This is a genomic window from Limnobacter sp. SAORIC-690, assembly GCF_002954425.1.
GTDB classification, from domain to species: domain Bacteria; phylum Pseudomonadota; class Gammaproteobacteria; order Burkholderiales; family Burkholderiaceae_B; genus Limnobacter; species Limnobacter profundi.
This window is the reverse complement of the sequence record NZ_MQVZ01000001.1, coordinates 2,429,200-2,447,320: the sequence shown is the minus strand read 5'-3', so window position 1 is coordinate 2,447,320 and position 18,121 is coordinate 2,429,200. Positions and strand designations below refer to the sequence as shown.

At 51.7% G+C, this 18,121-nt stretch carries 16 protein-coding genes, 1 tRNA gene and 1 pseudogene; 5 read left to right on the top strand and 13 right to left on the bottom strand.

The annotated features are described in order from the left end of the window. Entirely contained in the window at positions 1–717 is a 717-nt protein-coding gene (locus BSZ31_RS11660; protein WP_240605700.1) for a class I SAM-dependent methyltransferase, read from the top strand. Here the strand turns inward: BSZ31_RS11660 and BSZ31_RS11655 are convergent. Next, positions 707–1,957 carry a TIGR03862 family flavoprotein gene (locus BSZ31_RS11655; RefSeq protein WP_105028894.1) on the bottom strand — a complete coding sequence of 417 codons (1,251 nt, stop codon included), beginning with the start codon at positions 1,955–1,957 and terminating at the stop codon, positions 707–709. The two genes, BSZ31_RS11660 and BSZ31_RS11655, sit on opposite strands and share 11 nt — an antisense overlap. Positions 1,958–2,149: 192 nt before the next feature. Between BSZ31_RS11655 and BSZ31_RS11650 the strand changes: the two genes are divergently transcribed. Continuing rightward, positions 2,150–3,676, top strand: a complete 1,527-nt coding sequence (locus BSZ31_RS11650; RefSeq protein ID WP_146106676.1) for an alkaline phosphatase PhoX — start codon at positions 2,150–2,152, stop codon at positions 3,674–3,676. Between the two features lie 69 nt (positions 3,677–3,745). On the opposite strand, the gene BSZ31_RS11645 is transcribed toward BSZ31_RS11650, so the two are convergent. The 3 genes from BSZ31_RS11645 to BSZ31_RS11635 all read right to left on the bottom strand — a co-directional run bounded on the left by BSZ31_RS11645 (position 3,746) and on the right by BSZ31_RS11635 (position 7,870). Continuing rightward, a complete protein-coding gene (locus tag BSZ31_RS11645) occupies positions 3,746–5,635 on the bottom strand; it encodes a potassium transporter Kup (protein ID WP_105028892.1) in 1,890 nt (629 codons plus the stop codon). A gap of 85 nt (positions 5,636–5,720) precedes the next feature. Continuing rightward, positions 5,721–6,422: a response regulator gene (locus tag BSZ31_RS11640; protein WP_105028891.1), complete on the bottom strand. Its 702-nt coding sequence runs from the start codon at positions 6,420–6,422 to the stop codon at positions 5,721–5,723. Continuing rightward, positions 6,419–7,870, bottom strand: a complete 1,452-nt coding sequence (locus BSZ31_RS11635; RefSeq protein WP_105028890.1) for an ATP-binding protein — start codon at positions 7,868–7,870, stop codon at positions 6,419–6,421. The genes BSZ31_RS11640 and BSZ31_RS11635 overlap by 4 nt, the downstream gene beginning before the upstream one ends. 290 nt (positions 7,871–8,160) lie before the next feature. On the opposite strand from BSZ31_RS11635, the gene BSZ31_RS11630 reads away from it, so the two are divergent. From BSZ31_RS11630 to BSZ31_RS11620, 3 genes are all read left to right on the top strand, one after another. Beyond that, a complete protein-coding gene (locus BSZ31_RS11630) occupies positions 8,161–8,934 on the top strand; it encodes an SDR family NAD(P)-dependent oxidoreductase (protein ID WP_105028889.1) in 774 nt (257 codons plus the stop codon). Between the two features lie 32 nt (positions 8,935–8,966). Next, a complete protein-coding gene (locus tag BSZ31_RS11625) occupies positions 8,967–9,539 on the top strand; it encodes an exopolysaccharide biosynthesis protein (protein ID WP_168426955.1) in 573 nt (190 codons plus the stop codon). A gap of 157 nt (positions 9,540–9,696) precedes the next feature. Then, positions 9,697–10,467 (top strand): M23 family metallopeptidase, encoded by a 771-nt coding sequence (locus BSZ31_RS11620; protein WP_168426954.1) that lies wholly within the window; start codon positions 9,697–9,699, stop codon positions 10,465–10,467. Positions 10,468–10,617: 150 nt separating this feature from the next. Here the strand turns inward: BSZ31_RS11620 and BSZ31_RS11615 are convergent, their stop codons facing one another. The 9 genes and pseudogenes from BSZ31_RS11615 to infC form a co-directional block, all read right to left on the bottom strand. Next, the gene (locus BSZ31_RS11615) at positions 10,618–12,150 is read right to left on the bottom strand and encodes a hypothetical protein (RefSeq protein WP_105028886.1); all 1,533 of its coding nucleotides are present in this window, start codon (positions 12,148–12,150) and stop codon (positions 10,618–10,620) included. A gap of 135 nt (positions 12,151–12,285) precedes the next feature. Beyond that, positions 12,286–12,362: transfer RNA gene (locus tag BSZ31_RS11610), tRNA-Pro, on the bottom strand. A gap of 26 nt (positions 12,363–12,388) precedes the next feature. Then, positions 12,389–12,771 (bottom strand): annotated as a pseudogene (locus BSZ31_RS11605) (MerR family transcriptional regulator). A gap of 37 nt (positions 12,772–12,808) precedes the next feature. Then, positions 12,809–13,117: an integration host factor subunit alpha gene (locus BSZ31_RS11600; protein WP_335618416.1), complete on the bottom strand. Its 309-nt coding sequence runs from the start codon at positions 13,115–13,117 to the stop codon at positions 12,809–12,811. A gap of 86 nt (positions 13,118–13,203) precedes the next feature. Then, positions 13,204–15,636, bottom strand: coding sequence for a phenylalanine--tRNA ligase subunit beta (gene pheT, locus BSZ31_RS11595; protein WP_105028884.1), 2,433 nt, complete (start codon positions 15,634–15,636; stop codon positions 13,204–13,206). A 41-nt stretch (positions 15,637–15,677) separates the two neighbouring features. Continuing rightward, positions 15,678–16,640 (bottom strand): phenylalanine--tRNA ligase subunit alpha, encoded by a 963-nt coding sequence (gene pheS, locus BSZ31_RS11590; protein WP_369907291.1) that lies wholly within the window; start codon positions 16,638–16,640, stop codon positions 15,678–15,680. Positions 16,641–16,859: 219 nt separating this feature from the next. Next, a complete protein-coding gene (gene rplT / locus BSZ31_RS11585; protein ID WP_008249959.1) occupies positions 16,860–17,216 on the bottom strand; it encodes a 50S ribosomal protein L20 in 357 nt (118 codons plus the stop codon). 16 nt (positions 17,217–17,232) lie between these two features. Further along, entirely contained in the window at positions 17,233–17,430 is a 198-nt protein-coding gene (gene rpmI / locus BSZ31_RS11580) for a 50S ribosomal protein L35 (RefSeq protein WP_105029855.1), read from the bottom strand. 166 nt (positions 17,431–17,596) lie between these two features. After that, entirely contained in the window at positions 17,597–18,115 is a 519-nt protein-coding gene (gene infC / locus BSZ31_RS11575) for a translation initiation factor IF-3 (RefSeq protein ID WP_105028882.1), read from the bottom strand. Positions 18,116–18,121 lie beyond the last annotated feature (6 nt).

The window sequence follows — 18,121 nt, the reverse complement described above, 5'->3', positions numbered from 1 at the left end:
ATGAAACACACCAACTCCAGTCTCCGGGTATTTATTCTCCTCACAGGCTTGCTGCTTGGCCCGTCAAGCTGGGCTACCTGCGCCTACGCCACCATACCCAATCCCCACCCCGATGGCATCGGCAAATCCTATTGCGAACGCCAAATTTCGAAGGTGATGGGTTGGCAAGGCGCGCCTTGGCTTGAGCGGCCGCAGCGCCTTCAAGAAGAGCGCACTGATTTACTGATCCAAAAATTGAATTTAAAACCCGGCATGGTGGTGGGCGACATTGGCGCTGGTACCGGGCACATTGCGCAAATGATGGCTGAGAAAATTGGCCCCAACGGTGTAGCGTGGGTTGTGGATATTCAACCGCAAATGATCAAAATGCTGCAAAAGAAGGCAGAGGGTTTGCCCAAAGGCCGAATGCAAATTCGGCAGTCCAGCGAGAAAAACCTGAACCTGCCCGACCGAATTCTGGATGTGGCGATTATGGTGGATGTGTATCACGAGCTTGAGTACCCACGTGAAACGCTTCAATCACTGATGAAAGCTGTTAAAAAAGGCGGAAAAATCGTGTTTGTGGAATACCGCGCCTTTGACCCGGATGTGCCTATCAAACCATTGCACACCATGAGCGTGGCGCAGGTTCAAAAAGAAGCGGAAGACCTTGGGCTGAAATACGAGAAAGCCGAAAGCCTCAGCTGGCAGAACATGATAACTTTCATCAATCCGTAGTTGATTCATTCAACCAGCGCAACACGCCTTGCCCGGCAGCCATTCCTGTTGCAAAACAGGCGGTGAGCAAATAACCACCTGTGGGTGCCTCCCAGTCCAGCATTTCACCTGCGACAAAAGTACCGGGCTTGTTGGTCAGCATGTAATTGTTGTTCATGCTTTCGAAGCGCACACCGCCTGCCGTGCTAATGGCTTCATCAATTGGCCGCACTGCGTGAACGGTGATCGGCAGTGCCTTGATGGTTGAAACCAGTTTTTCCAAATTCTTGAACTCGTCTTTGCCAAGTACTTCATGCAGCAAAGCCAACTTCACACCGGCAATACCCAGTTTATTTTTGAAATAGCTGGACATTGACTGACTGCTGCGTGCCCACCCCGCCAATTCTGCTCGAACACGGTCAAGGCTGCGCCCAGGCAATAAATCGAGCGCAAAAGTTGCATCGCCCTGCGCATTCAAGCGTTGGCGAATTTCCCGACTGAAGGTGTAAACAAGGCTGCCTTCTACACCATGCTGACCAATCACCATTTCACCCTGTCGCTCAATTACCTGGCCCTGCAGGCTGGTAAATTTCAATGCGACCGACTTCAACGGTGCGCCTGCAAATTTTTCGCGCAGGTAATCACTCCAGCTCACCTCAAAGCCGCAATTTGCACTTTCAAGCTCAGCAACTTCAACCCCTGAATTGCGCAGCCAAGGCACCCAGGCCCCATCAGAACCCAACTTGGGCCAACTGGCTCCACCCAAGGCAAGCACTGTGGCCCTGGGTAAATGTTCAACAAAACCATTTGGTGTTGAAAACTGCAATTGCCCCTTCTCATTCCAGCCTTGCCACCTGTGGCGAACATGCATGCGCACGCCCTTGCCTCTCAAGCGGTGCAGCCAGGCACGCAACAAAGGCGCTGCTTTCATTTCTTTAGGAAACACCCTGCCAGAAGTACCCACAAATGTTTCAATGCCCAGTTCATGCACCCATTCGCACAATCGCTCGGGCGGCAGTAAATCAAGTGTGGTTTGTAAATGGGGAAGCCTGTCCGCATAGCGGGTGCAAAACTTTGCATAGTCTTCGCTGTGGGTAATGTTCAAACCACCAATACCGGCAAGCAAAAACTTGCGGCCAAACGATGGCATTGCATCAAACACATCCACTTGCACGCCCGCATTGCTAAGCACTTCTGCGGCCATCAGGCCTGCAGGGCCGCCACCCACTATGGCCACCGTTGTATTCGAGTTTTGAAACATAGCCTGCGGCTTTCAGTTGGTGAGCTGCTTGAGTAGATATTCAGTATGTGTGCTCTCAATTATAAAGCATCCACCCCACAGACCCCATTGTGACAGGTTCATGACTTGTTACTTAGGGTGTGCCCACTGAATCCTTTCACTGCTCGAGCGAGTATTACTAACTTGTAGCATCAGAAGTAAACGGAGTTGGTAATGGCTGGTATTCACAATGAACTCAGGGCAATCGAGCGGCAGGGCTTATCGCGGCGGGTGTTTCTTAGAAACATGCTGCTGACAGCAGGCAGTATTTCTGCCGCACAATGGCTAACAGCTTGCGGCGGAGGATCTTCAGGTACGAGCTCCTCAGGCGTAGCTCCGAGTGGATCGGGTGCCCCCCGAACTAGCCCGTTTGCATCCATGGGCCCCCTGCTGCCACCCGATGCCAACGGCATTCAATTACCCGCTGGTTTCACATCTCGGGTGGTTGCCGTTTTTAACGAGCCCCCTTTACCCTCCCAGCCCGATTTCCGTTGGCATTCAGACCCCGATGGTGGTGCCGTGTTTGCAACTGAAGATGGTGGCTGGATTTATGTATCAAATTCCGAAGCCCGAGACGCCACAACAGCATTTGGTCAAATACCTGCAGAGCTATCGGCAATTCGCCGACTGGCCAGCCGCGATTCGCTGATGGCACTCAGCCCGATCACCAACGCCATAAGCGGTTTGGTGAATACATTGCTGCCAGGCGGCATACCTTTGCTGCTGCCGTTTGCCGGGGGTGCCAGTGCACTGCGGTTTGATCAAAGTGGCAATTTAATGGACGCCTACCCAGTGCAACGCAACACCTCCACCAACTGCTCTGGCGCTGCTACCCCCTGGGGTACCTGGATTAATGGTGAGGAAATTCTCGATGGCTATATGTTCGAATGCAGCCCACTTCGTGACGGCGGTGAACCCATCCGCCTGGACAGATTCGGCCGCAAAGCGCATGAGCAAGTGGCTTTTGATGTAGAGCGCCGAGCGATTTATCACACCGAAGACATCACTGGCGAGGACCGCTTTTATCGAAATGTTTACACTGAAAACGAATGGCCCAGCAACGGCCGCCCTGACCTGACACGCGGCAAACTACAGGTACTGTCTGTGCCTGCAGGCATCGACGCCGCACGCCAAGGACCGACACCGATTGTTTGGCTGGATGCGATTGACGACGGACGACCGCAGGCAGATGTTTACCTGCCGGAATCCACAATTTTCGCAGGCAATGAAGGTGTGTGGTTCGTCAATGGATTTATATACTTCTCAACCAAAGTGGATAGCAATGTGTGGGCCATCGACGTGGCCAACGGCACCATTGAAAGCATTTACGATCCCACTGACGGACCAATCGGCTCGCCCGCAGACCCGGCTGAACCCAAGATGATGGGTGTAGATAATCTGTCGATGACACTCGACGGCGAAATGATTGTGGTGGAGGACGGAGGCGACATGCGCGCCATGGTACTTCTGCCTGACCGCAGCACCATTCCACTGCTTCGCTTGCCAGGGGATGCAGGTGGAACCGAGGTAACAGGCCCGGCGTTCTCACCAGATGGACGCCGGCTTTATGTGTCCAATCAACGCGCGCTTCGAAACGGCGAAACAGTTTCATTTGGCCAAGGTGGTGTAGTGTATGAGATCACCATGCCATTTACGGTGCGAGTGAACCCACCTATCGCGCGCGCAATGCCAGCTGCATAGACATAGTTGCCCACTGACCCAATCGACATTTCTGAAAAACTGTCGATTGGGAGCAGCAGCACCGTTGCATCAAATTTGAACCCTTGTCCCTAGCTCTACCACCGCGTTTGAAGGCAACCTGAAGAAATCCACCACGCCACCCGCATTGCGGCTCATTGTTGCAAACAATTGCTCGCGCCACTTGGCCATGCCCGAACCTCGCGTGGGGACAACAGTCTCGCGGCTTAGAAAGTAAGTGGTTTCAAACAACGAAATTTTGAGGCCCACTTCATCAGTCAACTCAAGCGCCTTGGGAATATCGGGCGTATTCATGAAGCCATAGCGCACAGTCACTTGCCAGAAACCACGGCTTAGCGATTTCACTTCAACCCGGTTCAAATTGCCAACCCAGGGCACACTTTCAAACACCACCGTCAATATCACGTTCGATGCATGCAGCACCTGGTTGTGTTTCAAGTTGTGAAGAAGAGCCATGGGTACTTTGTCAGGGTCAGCCACCGGGTATACCGCAGTGCGGTAAGCGCGGTTAATTTGATCCACATTTAGCGTGGGCAAAAAATCGTCCAAATCAATGCCGTCTTTCTGAATACTTTTCATCAGCAATTTACGGCCTCGCCACCAGGTAGACATCACCACAAACAAAGCCAAGCCCAACACAATGGGGAACCAGCCACCATCGAATAACTTGAAAGCGCAGCTGACCACCAGCAGTATGTCGATCAAAACAAAGAAAATGGTTGCTCCCACTGACAACCAGGCTGGCAAACCCCAGCTGTGGCGAATCACAAAATAGGTCAGCGTGGTGGTGATCAACATGGTCAAGGTGACTGCAATGCCATACGCACCCGCCAGGTTAGACGAAGTTTTGAACATCAACACCGCCAATAACACACCTGCCAACAACAGCCAGTTCACAGCAGGCATGTAAATTTGGCCTGACTCTTTCGCCGATGTGTATTGAATTTTCATGCGCGGCAAAAAGCCCAGTTGAATGGCTTGCTTGCTCATGGAATAAGCACCTGAGATAACAGCCTGTGATGCAATAATGGCGGCCATGGTGGCCAGGCAAAGCACGGGGATTACCCAGGCATCGGGGAAAGAACGGTAGAACGGATTTTCAATGGCGCCCGGGTCGGCAATCAGCAACGCGCCCTGCCCCAAATAATTCAAGGCCAAACAAGGAAACACCAAAAACGTCCAGGCCAGGCGAATCGGTTTTTTACCAAAATGGCCCATGTCAGCGTACAGCGCCTCTGCACCAGTCAAAGCCAACACAATTGCGCCAAATGCGGCAAACAAACCCCAACCCCGATCCAGAATGAATTGAATGCCGTGTACAGGATTCAGGGCATGCAGAATTTCAGGTGCACTCGCAATATTGACCACACCTACTGCGCCCAAAGTGGCAAACCACAGCACAATAATCGGTCCGAAGAAGCGCCCCACCACGGAGGTTCCGTAACGCTGCACAGCAAAAAGGCCAATCAGGATCAACACACTGAGCGGAATAATGTAGGGCGTTAAGGTGGGTGTGATCAACGTAAGCCCTTCCATGGCACCCAACACTGAAATGGCAGGGGTAATGACACTGTCACCGTAAAACAAAGTGGCACCAAACACACCAATCAACAGCAACACAGTTTTCAGTTTCGGGTTTTTTCGAACCGCTTCCGAGGCCAATGCGGTCAGCGCCAGGCCACCACCCTCGCCATTGTTGTCGGCCTTCAAAATCAGGATCACATACTTCAAGGTGACCACCAACATCAATGCCCAGAAAATCACGGAAATAGCACCCGTCAGGTTCTCGGGATTCAGGGGTACCCCGCTGTTTTCACCAAATACTTCTTTGACTGTGTAGAGGGGGCTGGTGCCGATGTCGCCGTACACCACGCCAATCGCACCCAAGGTGAGTGCAGCCAGGCCGGCCTTGGTTTTATCTGTTGATTCTGGTTTGTTCATGGTTGTAACGCACTTACACTGTGTAAACAGCCTGCATCATGCGCTGCAACATATAAGGAAGTTATAAGGAAACCCGGGAGGGAACCTAGGTGCCTGCCAACATGCGGTAACCCACACCAGTTTCCGTCAAAATAAAGTGTGGGTCTGCCGGGTTTTTCTCGATTTTCGCACGCAGCTGGCCTACATACAGACGGGTGTATTGTGTGTACTCCAGGTACTCGGGGCCCCACACATCAGCCAGCAATTGCCGGTGGCTTACCGCCTGCCCAGCACTTCGCACCAGGCGCGCCAGCAGTTCATACTCAGTGGGCGTTAACTTAATTTCAGCACCATGCAAGGTAATTTCACGCTTCAGCAAATCAACATTCAAACCATCACGCTGATACAGCAGAGTGGCTGGCTGCGCCAAATTACCTCGGTGGCGCAAGGCGACACGAATGCGAGCCAACAACTCCCCCACGCTGAATGGCTTCACCAGATAATCATCGGCCCCTGCGTCAAGCAACTCAATTTTGCTCTCCTCGTGCGGGCGCGCCGAAATCACAATCACAGGTGCACTGCCTGCCCTGCGGGCCAGCTCCAGAAAACTTTTCCCATCGCCATCGGGCAAACCCAAATCGAGTAAATACAAATCAAACGCCTGCCCTGCAGGCTGATTCGCCAACAAGGCCTTGGCTTCTGACAAACTGGCTGCTGTGACCACTGAATGCCCTTCTGTGCTCAAGCTGTTGCGCAGGGCCTTGCCCAGCTCCCGGTCGTCTTCAATCAACAAAATACGAATGCTCATGCGCCTTGTTCCTGTGCCTCAGCCAAGGGCAATGTGAATATGGCCAACACACCTTGTCCTGCAATTGCAGGTGTAGAAAAACTCAAACACCCTGCGTGAACTTGCGCCACGGCATGGCATAGCTGTAGGCCAATGCCCATGCCCCGGGATTCATCACCCTGCAATTTGTGCTGGCCTTGCATGCCTACACCACGATCAGACACCTGAAACACCACCCCACCTTGCTGTTGCAAAACATTCAGTTCAACTGAACCAGGTGCCCCCGAATGTTTGATTGCATTGTCGATCAAATTATCCAACACCTGCTCCACCAGCACCATGTTGCAATTCAGCAGCGGCAAGCCCGAAGCAACTTTCACAGTGGGTAAATACATGGTTTTTCGTTTTCTAAGGCGTTGCAGCACAGCCGCCACCATGTCTTCCACCGATTCCAGTTGCATAGGCACCTGTACTTGTTCACCACTTAACCGTGCCAAGGTCAGTGTGTTGTCGGTCAGGCGCGCAACCTGCTGGGTTTCCTCTTGTATCAACTCGGCGTAATGCCGAATCTCGTCTTTGCTCAAGCGATCTGTCTGCTCAAGAATCGCCGAAGCGGAAGTCATGATGCTGGCCAGCGGCGTTCGCTGATCGTGCGCAATCGATGTTAAAAACAGGCTGCGGGTTTTCTGTGTTTGTGCCGATTCTCGTGCACTTTGGGCACGCAGCGCATTGTCTCGCCGATCGCAGGCCAGGCCCATCTGATCCAGCAATGCCTGCGCATCACGAACCCACAAAGCCTCGTTAAAATCAATATCACCGCCGACACACACGCACACTCCGTACGCTTTCGATTTTCCACGCATGGGCAGGTACAAGTCTTCCAAATTGTCATATCGCCCAGTGCTTTTTCCCAATGCTTTGTTCTCTTGCAAGCAAGCATCAAAGGCTTTAATTTGCGTGGCGTTCAGCGATTCAAGCTCAGAAGAAGTAAACCCCACCAACACTTGGGTAGAGCCCTCAGCCAGACCCAACAACAACCGCTGCAAATCGGAAAGCAGTTGTTGCGGATTATCAAGCTCGCGCAGTTTTTCGCTCCACTGCATTAACTGCCAAGTGCGCTGCGCCTGCTGCCGTTCAAGCGCCGCAATTTGCTTTTGCCGACGCAATAAATAGGTAATCAACCACGACACACCCATCATCGTGATCAGCAAAATGCCATGCTCGTGAAGGTCAACATGAAAAGTGTGCACGGGTGGCACCATTTGGTAGTTGAACATAAGCACAGCAAGCGCGCTAAGCGCAAGTGAAAGTGACAAGGGCAACAACAGGGAATAAATCGATGAGACCAGAATAAGCACCACAGGCGCGTTGGCAAGCGTGACCCAGTCGTGGGGGTAGGCCAGCACGAACATCAGGACGGCCCACAAGGCGAGGCCCAAAGTACTGGACAACAAAGTGGTTGATTTCATGAATTCAATTGGTCCAATAGCAGCAGAGCTTCAATGTGACGCCATGTAACGATCATCACCCGATTCTAATCGCTGCTGCAATTGAATAAGCGAATTCTTCTCAGAAAGGGTTTGTTCCGCATTTGAAAAAGTATGGCAGTGAATCAATCGGCGCAGGCACCGTAAACTTGCCACAAACTGGGCGTCAAAGGTTACGTGTAGAACTAGACCTAAACTTACCCTCAATTAGGTCTCATCAAAAATGAAGCGCTGTGCCACACTAAAAGTCCAACAACATCTGGAGGCACACCATGGCTGCAGCGCATTTTGATTTTTCCAATACCTGGACAGTGATCACCGGCGGCGCCAGCGGTATTGGCCTCACCTGTGCACTCGAAGTTGCAAAATCAGGCGGAAACGTCATCATATCTGCCAGCCGAAAACCTGAAAAAACGCAAGCCGCCTTGCTGCAAATTCAGCAAGTCAACCCCAAGATTCAGGCCAAAGCATTTCCTTGTGAAGTAGGGCAAGAAACATCGGTTGCTGCATTTTTTGAAGCCATTGCACGCGAGGGCATTGCCCTTGATCATTTGATCCACAGCGCGGGCATATCACCCAACACTGAATTTTTTGACCAAACCCAGGCCGAATGGGACCAGGTTCAAAACACCAATGCCACTGGCAGCTTTTTGGTCACCAAATACGCAGCACTGCAAATGAAACACAACCTGCTGCATGGCGACTTTCGGGGGCGTATTGTATTGGTTACATCCACCAACGGCATCAACAGTTGGGACCCTGTTTCTGCCCATTACGATGCCTCCAAGGCCGCCAACAATTTGTTTGTGCGCGTGGCCGCGGAAAAATTATCCGAAGACCAAATTTGTATCAACGGCCTGGCCCCCGGCTGGATCAACACCGACTTGAACGCCACCCTGCCCCCCGATGTGCGCGAAAAAGAATCTTCAAAAATCTGGATGAAGCGCTGGGCCGAACCCGATGAAATGGCGCAATGTGCACTGCACTTGCTCACCATGCCCTACTTGATGGGGCAAGTTGTCATGGCCGATGGAGGCTATCGATAAGCGGTGCAATGCCGCAGCGGTATACTCACAGCATGAATGATTTACTGCTGCGCCTTAAACTGGCCGTTGAACACCCCCACGAAGACCAGGTTTCTGTTCGCTTTCTTGCCGACATGCATGGCGAGTCTGCCCACGGCGCACTGCTGCTTTTTCTGGCCGTACTCACCCTGCTGCCAATTCCCTTTTCCGGCTTTTTGTTCTCGTTTGGAATATGGTCTGTTGCCCACATGATGTGGATCAACGACAGTGGCCACGGCCTGCCTGAAAGAGTATGCCGCGTAAAATTGTCCAAAGCATCCGCAACGCGGCTCATCAAAATTCTGGGCTGGATATATACCAAAGCCGACCGCATTTGCGCCCCACGACTAGGATCGCTGAGCAGCCCCACCCACCGCGGCTGGCTGGTGCCCTTCATCGCCCTGATGGGATTCATCATTTTCCTGCCAATACCCGGCGGCAACGGCACACCCGCTATTGCACTCATTTTGATTGGCCTTGGCCTAATGGCGCGAGACGGCCTGGCAATTATTGCAGGGATTGTTACCGGGCTGGTGGGAGTTGGCGTGGTGGGATTTTTAATGTGGGTGATCGTAAAGGTGGTTTAACGAAATAGTGTTAAGTTTTGCAAGCTGCACCGATGGACTACCCAGCATGCGCTCCCCTCCTCACAGCCATACTCATTTTTGACATCTCTCGATAACGCCTCTACGCTCAATTTTTTTACTAAAACTAAACGATGAATAAATTCTGGCCTGTTCCAGAGTGGATCTCAACCTACTCTTACAAGCAAACGCCACGAAGCTTTGGCGCAAAACGGGCAGCGGACGCACACACGCTGGTTGCGATTTATACGCACCATTAGGTTCTCCCGTGCTGGCAATAACAGCAGGCCGGGTAGTGGAGTCGCGCGATTTCTATTTGGGTACTTTTCAAGTCACAATTGACCATGGGGCACTTGGAGTGGTGCGCTATGGTGAAATATCACACGATGGAATTCCGAAGACTGGTTCCGTAGTAGAGGCAGGGCAGCGAATTGGAAAAATTGGCCTTGCTTGCGCTGTATTTACATTGGCCGCTTGCCAGAAGTCGTCAAACAAAACCGACACATCAATTTCAATATTGAGCAATGTGCAGCCCACACAATTGTTCATCGGCAGAAAGGTCGGCGACTCCGCAGAACGCTGTGTGTACGCAGTGCTGGTTAGAAATGCCTTGCAAGCCTGTCAACAACACAATTGCGATATACAGGCATTCTATTGGCCTGTACAAGTCCTTAACGATAGCCAACGCGCATTGCTAGTTGCTGAGTGCTCAACGAATCAAAAACTGGGTACAGGCCATTTACTTAGCAACAAGGGGCCTACTGGTGATTCTGGTATTTTAATTTTTCAGCAACAGCGCGAAGGCCAAGGCCTTTGGCAAAACATTGAACTGCCAAATGGCGACTATGGCGTGCAGTTGACTACCGAAGCCGCCGGAGGCGTGTTGACTTATCAACAGGGGAGCTATAGTTGGGAAGAAAATCCTGATTAACCCAACACCAGACAAGCCCCGTGAAACCGAAAGACCAGTCAGCCAATTTGGGCACTCGTCTCAAAAGAACACGTTGAATTTTTAGCAAAATTAAAGCAGTTCCCTGAACAACAGAAAATGAGGTGTAAAAAAGTCCACAATTCCTAAATCCTAATGGCCATTCATCAAGCAGTTTTCATAAACCCATGAATCTGCTTCAAATTCCTGTTCCAGTTTGCTCAAGGTTTCAGGTGTGCAGCGCGGTGCAATTTCCATCCCGGCCCAACTAAAACCCAGTGTCGCTTTTTCAGTTTCAGTTTGAGGTACCGCCACCCAAATGCTGCCGGGTGAATTCACCATGTCCAAATTTGCACCATTCAGTTTGAATGGACTGGCCGAGGAAGGCCCCAGTGCCTCTAGAAGGGTTTGTGCATCAACAATGGCTGGGCCACCACTCAAAAATGCATCCATTGTGATCAATTCAAGTGTTCGATAGCTTGTTTCAAACCGAACTTGCTCTGCCCTGTCCAAATAGCCAGTGTAAATATGGCGAATCCCCGCAAACACCAAACCTGCTGCCATCACAATCAGCAGAAGCCCAAGCCCCAAGCCTTTCATCAAATCAGCCCGAAGGTGAAGCTTGTACGCTGGGTTGAAACGGCGGGCCATGCGCATTTTTTTAACCACACCAACAAAGTGATTTAGCAAAAGGGCCAACTGCAACACCACCAGTGTTCCAAGTACAAAACCCAACCAAGGCCATTCACCAAGCCGATCTGTTTCACCAGACACAGACGACAGTGCAAACAACATGGCAATGCCCACAGCGTATTGTGCCCAGGCACTTGCTGTCTCAAGCCTCAAGGCATGGGTACTTTTTACAAAAGCTTGAATCAGCGGGGCAGCCGATACCGCCAAACCTGCAACATGGCCAGGTAGTTGTTGGCAGTATGTTTGACACCGAGAGGCAAATTGTTCCTCATTACCCGGTATTGCTTCATCCCAAACCACCACATGACTGAGCGGTGCAACAGCCACTCCCTTGTTGGCCAGGCGGTTTTTAAGCTGTGCAAACTCATGCTCGTTTTGAACGATGAATAAAATTCGATCTGGCTGCATGCTCACCAACACCAATTCAATTTCCTCGATCACAAACTCGGTAAGGTCACGAAGGTCGAGTACCACTCCCTTGGCATCTGCAAGAGATCGCCACAGCCTTGCCTTCCAGTCCTCTTTGGCCTCCAGGTTCAAATATTTTGAACCCGCATAGGCCAACATCATGGGTACAAGAAAAAGTGGTTTTAGAAAATGCGGTACGCGCTTTCTCGGGTCACGAATTCCAGAAAGCCTGTATCCGCGCCCCAAAACCACCTCGAGTAGTTCTCGAATTCTGTAGCTGCTTGCATCTTTCTTGAAACTTCGCAGATAGAAAATATTTGTGGTTTGCTTCGGCAACGCCAAAGCGTACACAACGACCAAAAAGGCGGGCGCTACAAAAAGTACACCCGCTTGAATCAACAACTCTACTGTGCCTTGCGCCAAGCCGAAAACAAGCAAACCAATCCCTAGGAGCAGTTGAATTGCAATTAAAAATGCAACAACAGGGCGAAGCAAATTGAGGGGATCGGCCAAAGGCTTGGGCAAAGGATTGGGGGAAAACAGGTGCTGAACCTCTTGTTGAATTTGTGAGGCTTCTTTTTGCATGTGGATTTGCCCGAGAAGGTGTTGATGGACCTGCTGCTGGGCAATATTGAACGAGCCGAACAATTCAAGCAAGTGAATTAAGGCGACTCAAAAACAAAAAAGCCCGGGCTGTTAAACCCAGGCTTTCTTTAATTTTGGTCGGAATGAGAGGATTCGAACCTCCGACCCCTTGCACCCCATGCAAGTGCGCTACCAGGCTGCGCTACATTCCGAGAAGGCTGGATTATACATGAAACGCTCAGGCTTTCAGGGCTTCGCGCAAATTTAGCAATTGTTCTTTCAAAACTTCCCGATCGATCAAAATGGGCAGCGGCGCGTCGCCTGCCGGGCCATTTTTTTCCTGATCCAAACGGTTGCGTGCACCGTTGATGGTGAAGCCGTGTTCGTACAGCAGTTCACGAATCTGCGAATGAACAGCACTTCGTGGTGCTGGTAGTAACGACGATTGCCACGTCGGGTAATCGACTTCAATTGCGTGAATTCTTGCTCCCAATAACGAAGCACGTGGGTTTTTACGCCGCACAGCTCGCTGACCTCACCAATGGTGAAGTAGCGCTTGGCCGGAATGGGCGGCAAGCTGGCTGTGGGTGGCGCTCCGTCTGCGTTTACGGTTTTTTGCATTGAGTAATTGGCTTGTACTTAAATAATTTAGTGAAAATTATTCAACCAAAGCTTTAAGTTTCTGGCTGGGATGAAAGGTTACCACTCTACGCGCCGCAATGGGAATCTCTTCGCCAGTTTTTGGGTTTCTACCGGGGCGTTGGGGTTTGTCACGCAGCTGGAAATTGCCAAAACCCGACAATTTCACAGAGTCGCCGCCTTCAAGCGTGGTTCGAATTTCATCGAAAAACGCATCCACGAAGTCTTTGGCTTCGCGTTTGTTCAGGCCCAGGCTATCAAACAACATTTCAGCCAATTCAGCCTTGGTCAGGGAGCCCGAGGCCAGACCATCTTCAATCAGGTCCATGCGGTCCGTGCGGGCAGTAGTTTCGTTGCTTCGGTCGTCGTTCAACACAAATTGATCCACAGTGAGTTCTACCTATTTATCAATATTTATCGCAAGCGGGCCGCACAACGCTGGCCTGCCTGGTCAATCATTTTTTTCAACAAAGGCTCGATGTCTGCGTCAGTCAGGCTGCGGTCGCTGGCCTGGAGAGTCAGTCTGAACGCCAAACTTTTCTCATTTAGATTCAGGCCCTTACCTTCTTCTTTCGGTACGAATTCATCGAAAAGGATAACCGATTTCAGCCAAGCAAGGTTGTCATCTTTCACTTCCGTGAATGCTTTTTTAAGTTGCGCAGCAGCAATATTTTGCTCTACCACAAATGCCAGGTCTCGAACCACAACTGGCTGCTTCGAAACTTCTTTGAAAGCTGGCAATTTGCACGTATTCAAGCCATCCAGCAACAATTCGAACACAATCGGTGCCTGTGGCAAATCGTATTCCTGAGCCAACCTGGGGTGCAGTTCACCAACAAAACCAATGGGCTGTTTGTTCACCAGCACACGGGCGCTACGGCCTGGGTGTAAAGCTGGGTGCGGGTTTGCAACTTCAAACACCTCGAAATCCACCTTGCGACCGTGCAGCAGTTGTTCTACATCGCCTTTCACATCAAAAAAGTCGAGTGCGCGATTGTTGCCGGCAGCCCATTGCAATTGGTCAGCCAAGCCATACGCCAAACCACCCACTTTCCAGGTTTGTTTGAAGCCAGCTACAGTTTGTGCACCGTCTTGCACCTTGTCGTCTTTCTCGAAAACGCGGGCCACTTCAAACACACGCAGGCGGTCTACACGGTGACCCAGATTGTGTTTCAATACACCAGTCAGGCTGCCAATCAAGGTAGAGCGCATTACGCTAAGGTGGCTGGCAATCGGGTTTAACAAACGAACCGGGTTGGTGTTGGCGTTGAAATCGGCTTCCCACTGTTCGGGCGTGAAGCTGTAGCTAACTACTTCCTGGTAACCCAGCGCAGCCACTTGACGGCGAATGGCATGGCGGCCAATTTTGCCTTCAGCGGCAGGCAACATTTTCAGTTTGCCCATGGGTGCGCGCAAAGGCAGACTGTCGTAGCCCACCACACGAATCACTTCCTCGATCAGGTCTTCTTCGATGTTGATGTCGAAACGGTAGCTCGGCGGGTTGACCACATAACGCGTTTCAGCGCCCTGCCCCTCCGCGGTGAATTCAAAGCCTAGCTTGGTGAACACGTCTTTTACTTGTTCAACGGTAAATGGCATGCCAATGACCATTTCCGCACGTGCGTGGCGCAAGGTTACAGGCTTGCGCGCGGGCAGGTTCAACTCCTGGTCCACAACAGTGCCAGCCTGGCCACCGCAAATTTCCAGAATCAAGGCTGTGATACGTTCAATATGTTCTGGAATGGTTTGGAAGTCCACGCCACGTTCGAAGCGGTGTGAGGCATCCGACGAGAAATTGAATTCACGTGCACGGCCCACAATGGCGTCGGGGTGCCAAAACGCAGCTTCAACAAAGATATTGGTAGTGCCTTCATTCACCGCAGTGTGGTCACCACCCATAATGCCAGCCAGCGCTTCCGGGCCATTGGCATCGCAAATCACGCCCATGTGCGGCTTCAAGGCCACTTCCATCTCGTTCAGCAGCTTCAGCTTTTCGCCTTCGCGTGCCCAACGCACGGTGAGATCGCCCTGCACTTTGTCCAGGTCGAACACATGGCTGGGGCGGCCCAGTTCAAGCATCACGTAGTTGGAAATATCCACCAATGCGTTCAAGCTGCGCTGGCCTGCGCCTTCCAGGCGATCAACCATCCACTGAGGCGTTTTTGCATGGTTGTTCACACCGCGAATAACACGCCCGGCAAAGCGGCCGCAAAGTTCGGTGTTTTCCACAGTAACTTTCAACGTATCGTTGATGGTGGCGGCCACGGGCACAAATGAAGGTGCATTCAAAGTTGCACCGGTCAGTGCCGCCACTTCACGGGCTACGCCCCAAACACTCAAGCAATCCGCACGGTTGGGCGTCATTTTCAGGGTGAACTTCATCTCGTTCAGGCCGAGCAGTTCACGCACATTGCCGCCCACGGGGAATTCTTCGCTCAAAATATGCAGGCCATCTACATCACTCGGTACACCCAACTCTTTGCCAGAGCACAACATGCCACCGCTTTCAACGCCGCGCATTTTGGTGGGTTTAATTTTAAAACCACCTGGCAATTCCGCGCCGGGCAAAGCGCATGGCACCTTCAGCCCTTCGGCCACATTGGGGGCTCCGCACACAATTTGACGCACATCGCCTTCAGCCACTTGTACTTGGCACACACTTAAGCGATCCGCATCGGGGTGCTTGTCTTTTTTAAGAACCAAACCCACCACCACACCCGAAAATTCCGGGGCGAGCGGTTCCAGTTCTTCCACTTCCAAACCCGCCATGGTGAGCTTGTCGCCCAACTCTTGGGTGTTCAATGGTGTGTTGACGAGTGACTTCAACCAGGATTCTGTGAATTGCATCTTTTAATATCCAAAACTGGCTTGTTTAAACCGAATTAAACTTAATTGAATTGCTGCAGAAAACGAATGTCGTTTTCGTAGAACAGGCGCAAATCGTTAATGCCGTAACGCAGCATGGTCAAGCGATCGGGGCCCACACCAAACGCGAATCCGGTGTAGGTTTCAGGGTCGATGCCCACGTGGCGCAATACATTGGGGTGCACTTGCCCGCAACCAGCAATTTCCAGCCACTTGCCCTTGTTGGGGCCGCTGGTAAACGCCATGTCAATTTCCGCAGAGGGTTCCGTGAACGGGAAGAACGAAGGGCGAAACCGAATGGTGATGTCGTCGGTTTCGAAAAAGGTTTTCAGGAAATCCATGAACACCGCTTTCAAATCAGCAAAGCTGACACCCTGGTCAATCCACAAACCTTCAACCTGGTGAAACATGGGCGAGTGGGTGGCATCGCTGTCCACGCGATACACACGGCCCGGCGCAATAATGCGAATGGGCGGTTTGTTGGTTTGCATGTAACGCACCTGCATGGGCGAAGTGTGCGTACGCAGCAGGTTACCGCCAGTGCCTTCTACATAGAAGGTGTCGTGCATGGAACGCGCGGGGTGATTCTCGGGCGTGTTCAATGCAGTGAAGTTGTGAAAGTCGGTTTCAATTTCAGGACCATCGGCCAAATCAAAACCAATGGTGGTAAAAATTTCTTCAATGCGTTCAAGTGTGCGCATGGCTGGGTGCAAACCGCCAGTTCCACGCATACGGCCTGGCTTGGTGACATCGATTGCCTGCGCATGCAACTTGGCTTGCATGGCGGAATCGGCCAGCGCCTGGCGCTTGGCATTCAACACAGCTTCAACCTGCTGTTTCAATTGATTGATTTCCGCGCCAAGGGTTTTCTTTTCTTCGGGCGACAGCGCAGCCATGCCTTTGAGCAGCTCGGTGACTTTGCCTTGCTTGCCCAAAAACTGGGCCTTGATGTTTTCAAGACTGGCTGGGTCGGTTGCCGAGGACATGGCCTGTTCGGCCTCGGTAAGAATGGCTAAAAGCGAAGCATCCATGGGTATTGGGTCGATTCTTTTTGAGATTGGAACGGCTTTGAGTACAGCCCTGAATTGTACCGCCTGAAAACAAAAACGGAGCCCGAGAGCTCCGTTTTGTTTAGTCTTTTCGCCAACTTAAGTGAAAAACCTCAGGGGCTACACTTGTGACAAATATTTGACTTGGCTGGTGAATTAAGCCTGCGCTGCGCGCACTTGACCCACGATGGCAGCAAACGCTGCTTTGTCGGTCACTGCCAGGTCAGCCAATACCTTGCGGTCAAGGCCAATGGCAGCTTTCTTCAAGCCATTGATAAACACGCTGTAGGTCATGCCGTGTTCACGCACTGCGGCGTTGATTCGGGTGATCCACAGGGCGCGGAATACGCGCTTCTTGTTGCGACGGTCACGGTATGCGTACTGACCAGCACGCATTACCGCTTGCTTGGCAACGCGGAATACATTGTTACGACGACCGCGGAAGCCTTTGGCTTGGGCGATTACTTTTTTGTGACGGGCGCGAGCCGTTACACCACGTTTTACTCTAGGCATTTGTCACTCCTCCCGGTTATGCGTAAGGCATCATGTCGCGCACGCGACCGATGTCTGATTTGTGAATCGTTTCCATGCCGCGCAGTTGACGCTTGCTTTTGGTCGTTTTCTTGGTGAGGATGTGGCGCTTAAAGGCGTGGCCACGCTTGATCGATCCGCTTGAACGGACCAAGAAACGCTTTGCGGCGCTCTTTTTGGTCTTCATCTTGGGCATCTTGGTGCTCCTGTACATGCTTGCAGGTGGCTTCGACGAAGCACTTTTCTGACCTGGTGGGCAATTTGTTGCTTTGTGGTTTTACGCACAATGCAGCAAGCCCGCGATTATAACGCGGGTTTGCTGTTCTGGGCAATACTTTTGGAAAACTTCAGGCCTTCAGTGCTTACTTCTTTCGAGGAGCAATCATCATGACCATTTGGCGACCTTCCATCTTGGGCATTTGCTCGACAACGCCGATCTCATCGAGATCGGTGCGAACACGCTCCAAAAGGCGGGCCCCAATGTCCTGGTGAGCCATTTCGCGTCCGCGAAAGCGCAAGGTAACCTTGCACTTGTCGCCGTCTTCCAGAAAACGGGTCAAATTACGCAACTTCACGTTGTAATCGCCGTCGTCTGTTCCCGGGCGGAACTTGATTTCCTTGATTTGAACTTGTTTTTGCTTGGACTTGGCTTCCGCGGCTTTCTTTTGCTCTTGGTAGCGGAACTTGCCGTAATCCATCAGCTTGGCCACCGGGGGCACTGCCTGAGGCGCAATTTCCACCAAATCCACACCGCCTTCTTCAGCCATACGCAGGGCGTCTGGTGTTTTAACGATGCCTAACTGCTCACCCTCAATTCCAATGAGGCGCACTTCGGGGATACGGATTTCCTCGTTAATGCGATTTTTCTTTTCTGCTACGATGTCTAG

Excerpts from the sequence above, each read along its gene's own strand:
- pheS (WP_369907291.1), bottom strand. The coding sequence starts at position 16,640 with ATGTCCTCGGCAACCGACCCAGCCAGTCTTGAAAACATCAAGGCCCAG.
- pheT (WP_105028884.1), bottom strand. The coding sequence starts at position 15,636 with ATGCAATTCACAGAATCCTGGTTGAAGTCACTCGTCAACACACCATTG.
- BSZ31_RS11655 (WP_105028894.1), bottom strand. The coding sequence starts at position 1,957 with ATGTTTCAAAACTCGAATACAACGGTGGCCATAGTGGGTGGCGGCCCT.
- BSZ31_RS11600 (WP_335618416.1), bottom strand. The coding sequence starts at position 13,117 with ATGGACCTGATTGAAGATGGTCTGGCCTCGGGCTCCCTGACCAAGGCT.
- BSZ31_RS11635 (WP_105028890.1), bottom strand. The coding sequence starts at position 7,870 with ATGAAATCAACCACTTTGTTGTCCAGTACTTTGGGCCTCGCCTTGTGG.
- BSZ31_RS11625 (WP_168426955.1), top strand. The coding sequence starts at position 8,967 with ATGAATGATTTACTGCTGCGCCTTAAACTGGCCGTTGAACACCCCCAC.
- BSZ31_RS11645 (WP_105028892.1), bottom strand. The coding sequence starts at position 5,635 with ATGAACAAACCAGAATCAACAGATAAAACCAAGGCCGGCCTGGCTGCA.
- rplT (WP_008249959.1), bottom strand. The coding sequence starts at position 17,216 with ATGCCTAGAGTAAAACGTGGTGTAACGGCTCGCGCCCGTCACAAAAAA.
- BSZ31_RS11640 (WP_105028891.1), bottom strand. The coding sequence starts at position 6,422 with ATGAGCATTCGTATTTTGTTGATTGAAGACGACCGGGAGCTGGGCAAG.
- BSZ31_RS11630 (WP_105028889.1), top strand. The coding sequence starts at position 8,161 with ATGGCTGCAGCGCATTTTGATTTTTCCAATACCTGGACAGTGATCACC.
- rpmI (WP_105029855.1), bottom strand. The coding sequence starts at position 17,430 with ATGCCCAAGATGAAGACCAAAAAGAGCGCCGCAAAGCGTTTCTTGGTC.
- BSZ31_RS11660 (WP_240605700.1), top strand. The coding sequence starts at position 1 with ATGAAACACACCAACTCCAGTCTCCGGGTATTTATTCTCCTCACAGGC.
- BSZ31_RS11650 (WP_146106676.1), top strand. The coding sequence starts at position 2,150 with ATGGCTGGTATTCACAATGAACTCAGGGCAATCGAGCGGCAGGGCTTA.
- BSZ31_RS11615 (WP_105028886.1), bottom strand. The coding sequence starts at position 12,150 with ATGCAAAAAGAAGCCTCACAAATTCAACAAGAGGTTCAGCACCTGTTT.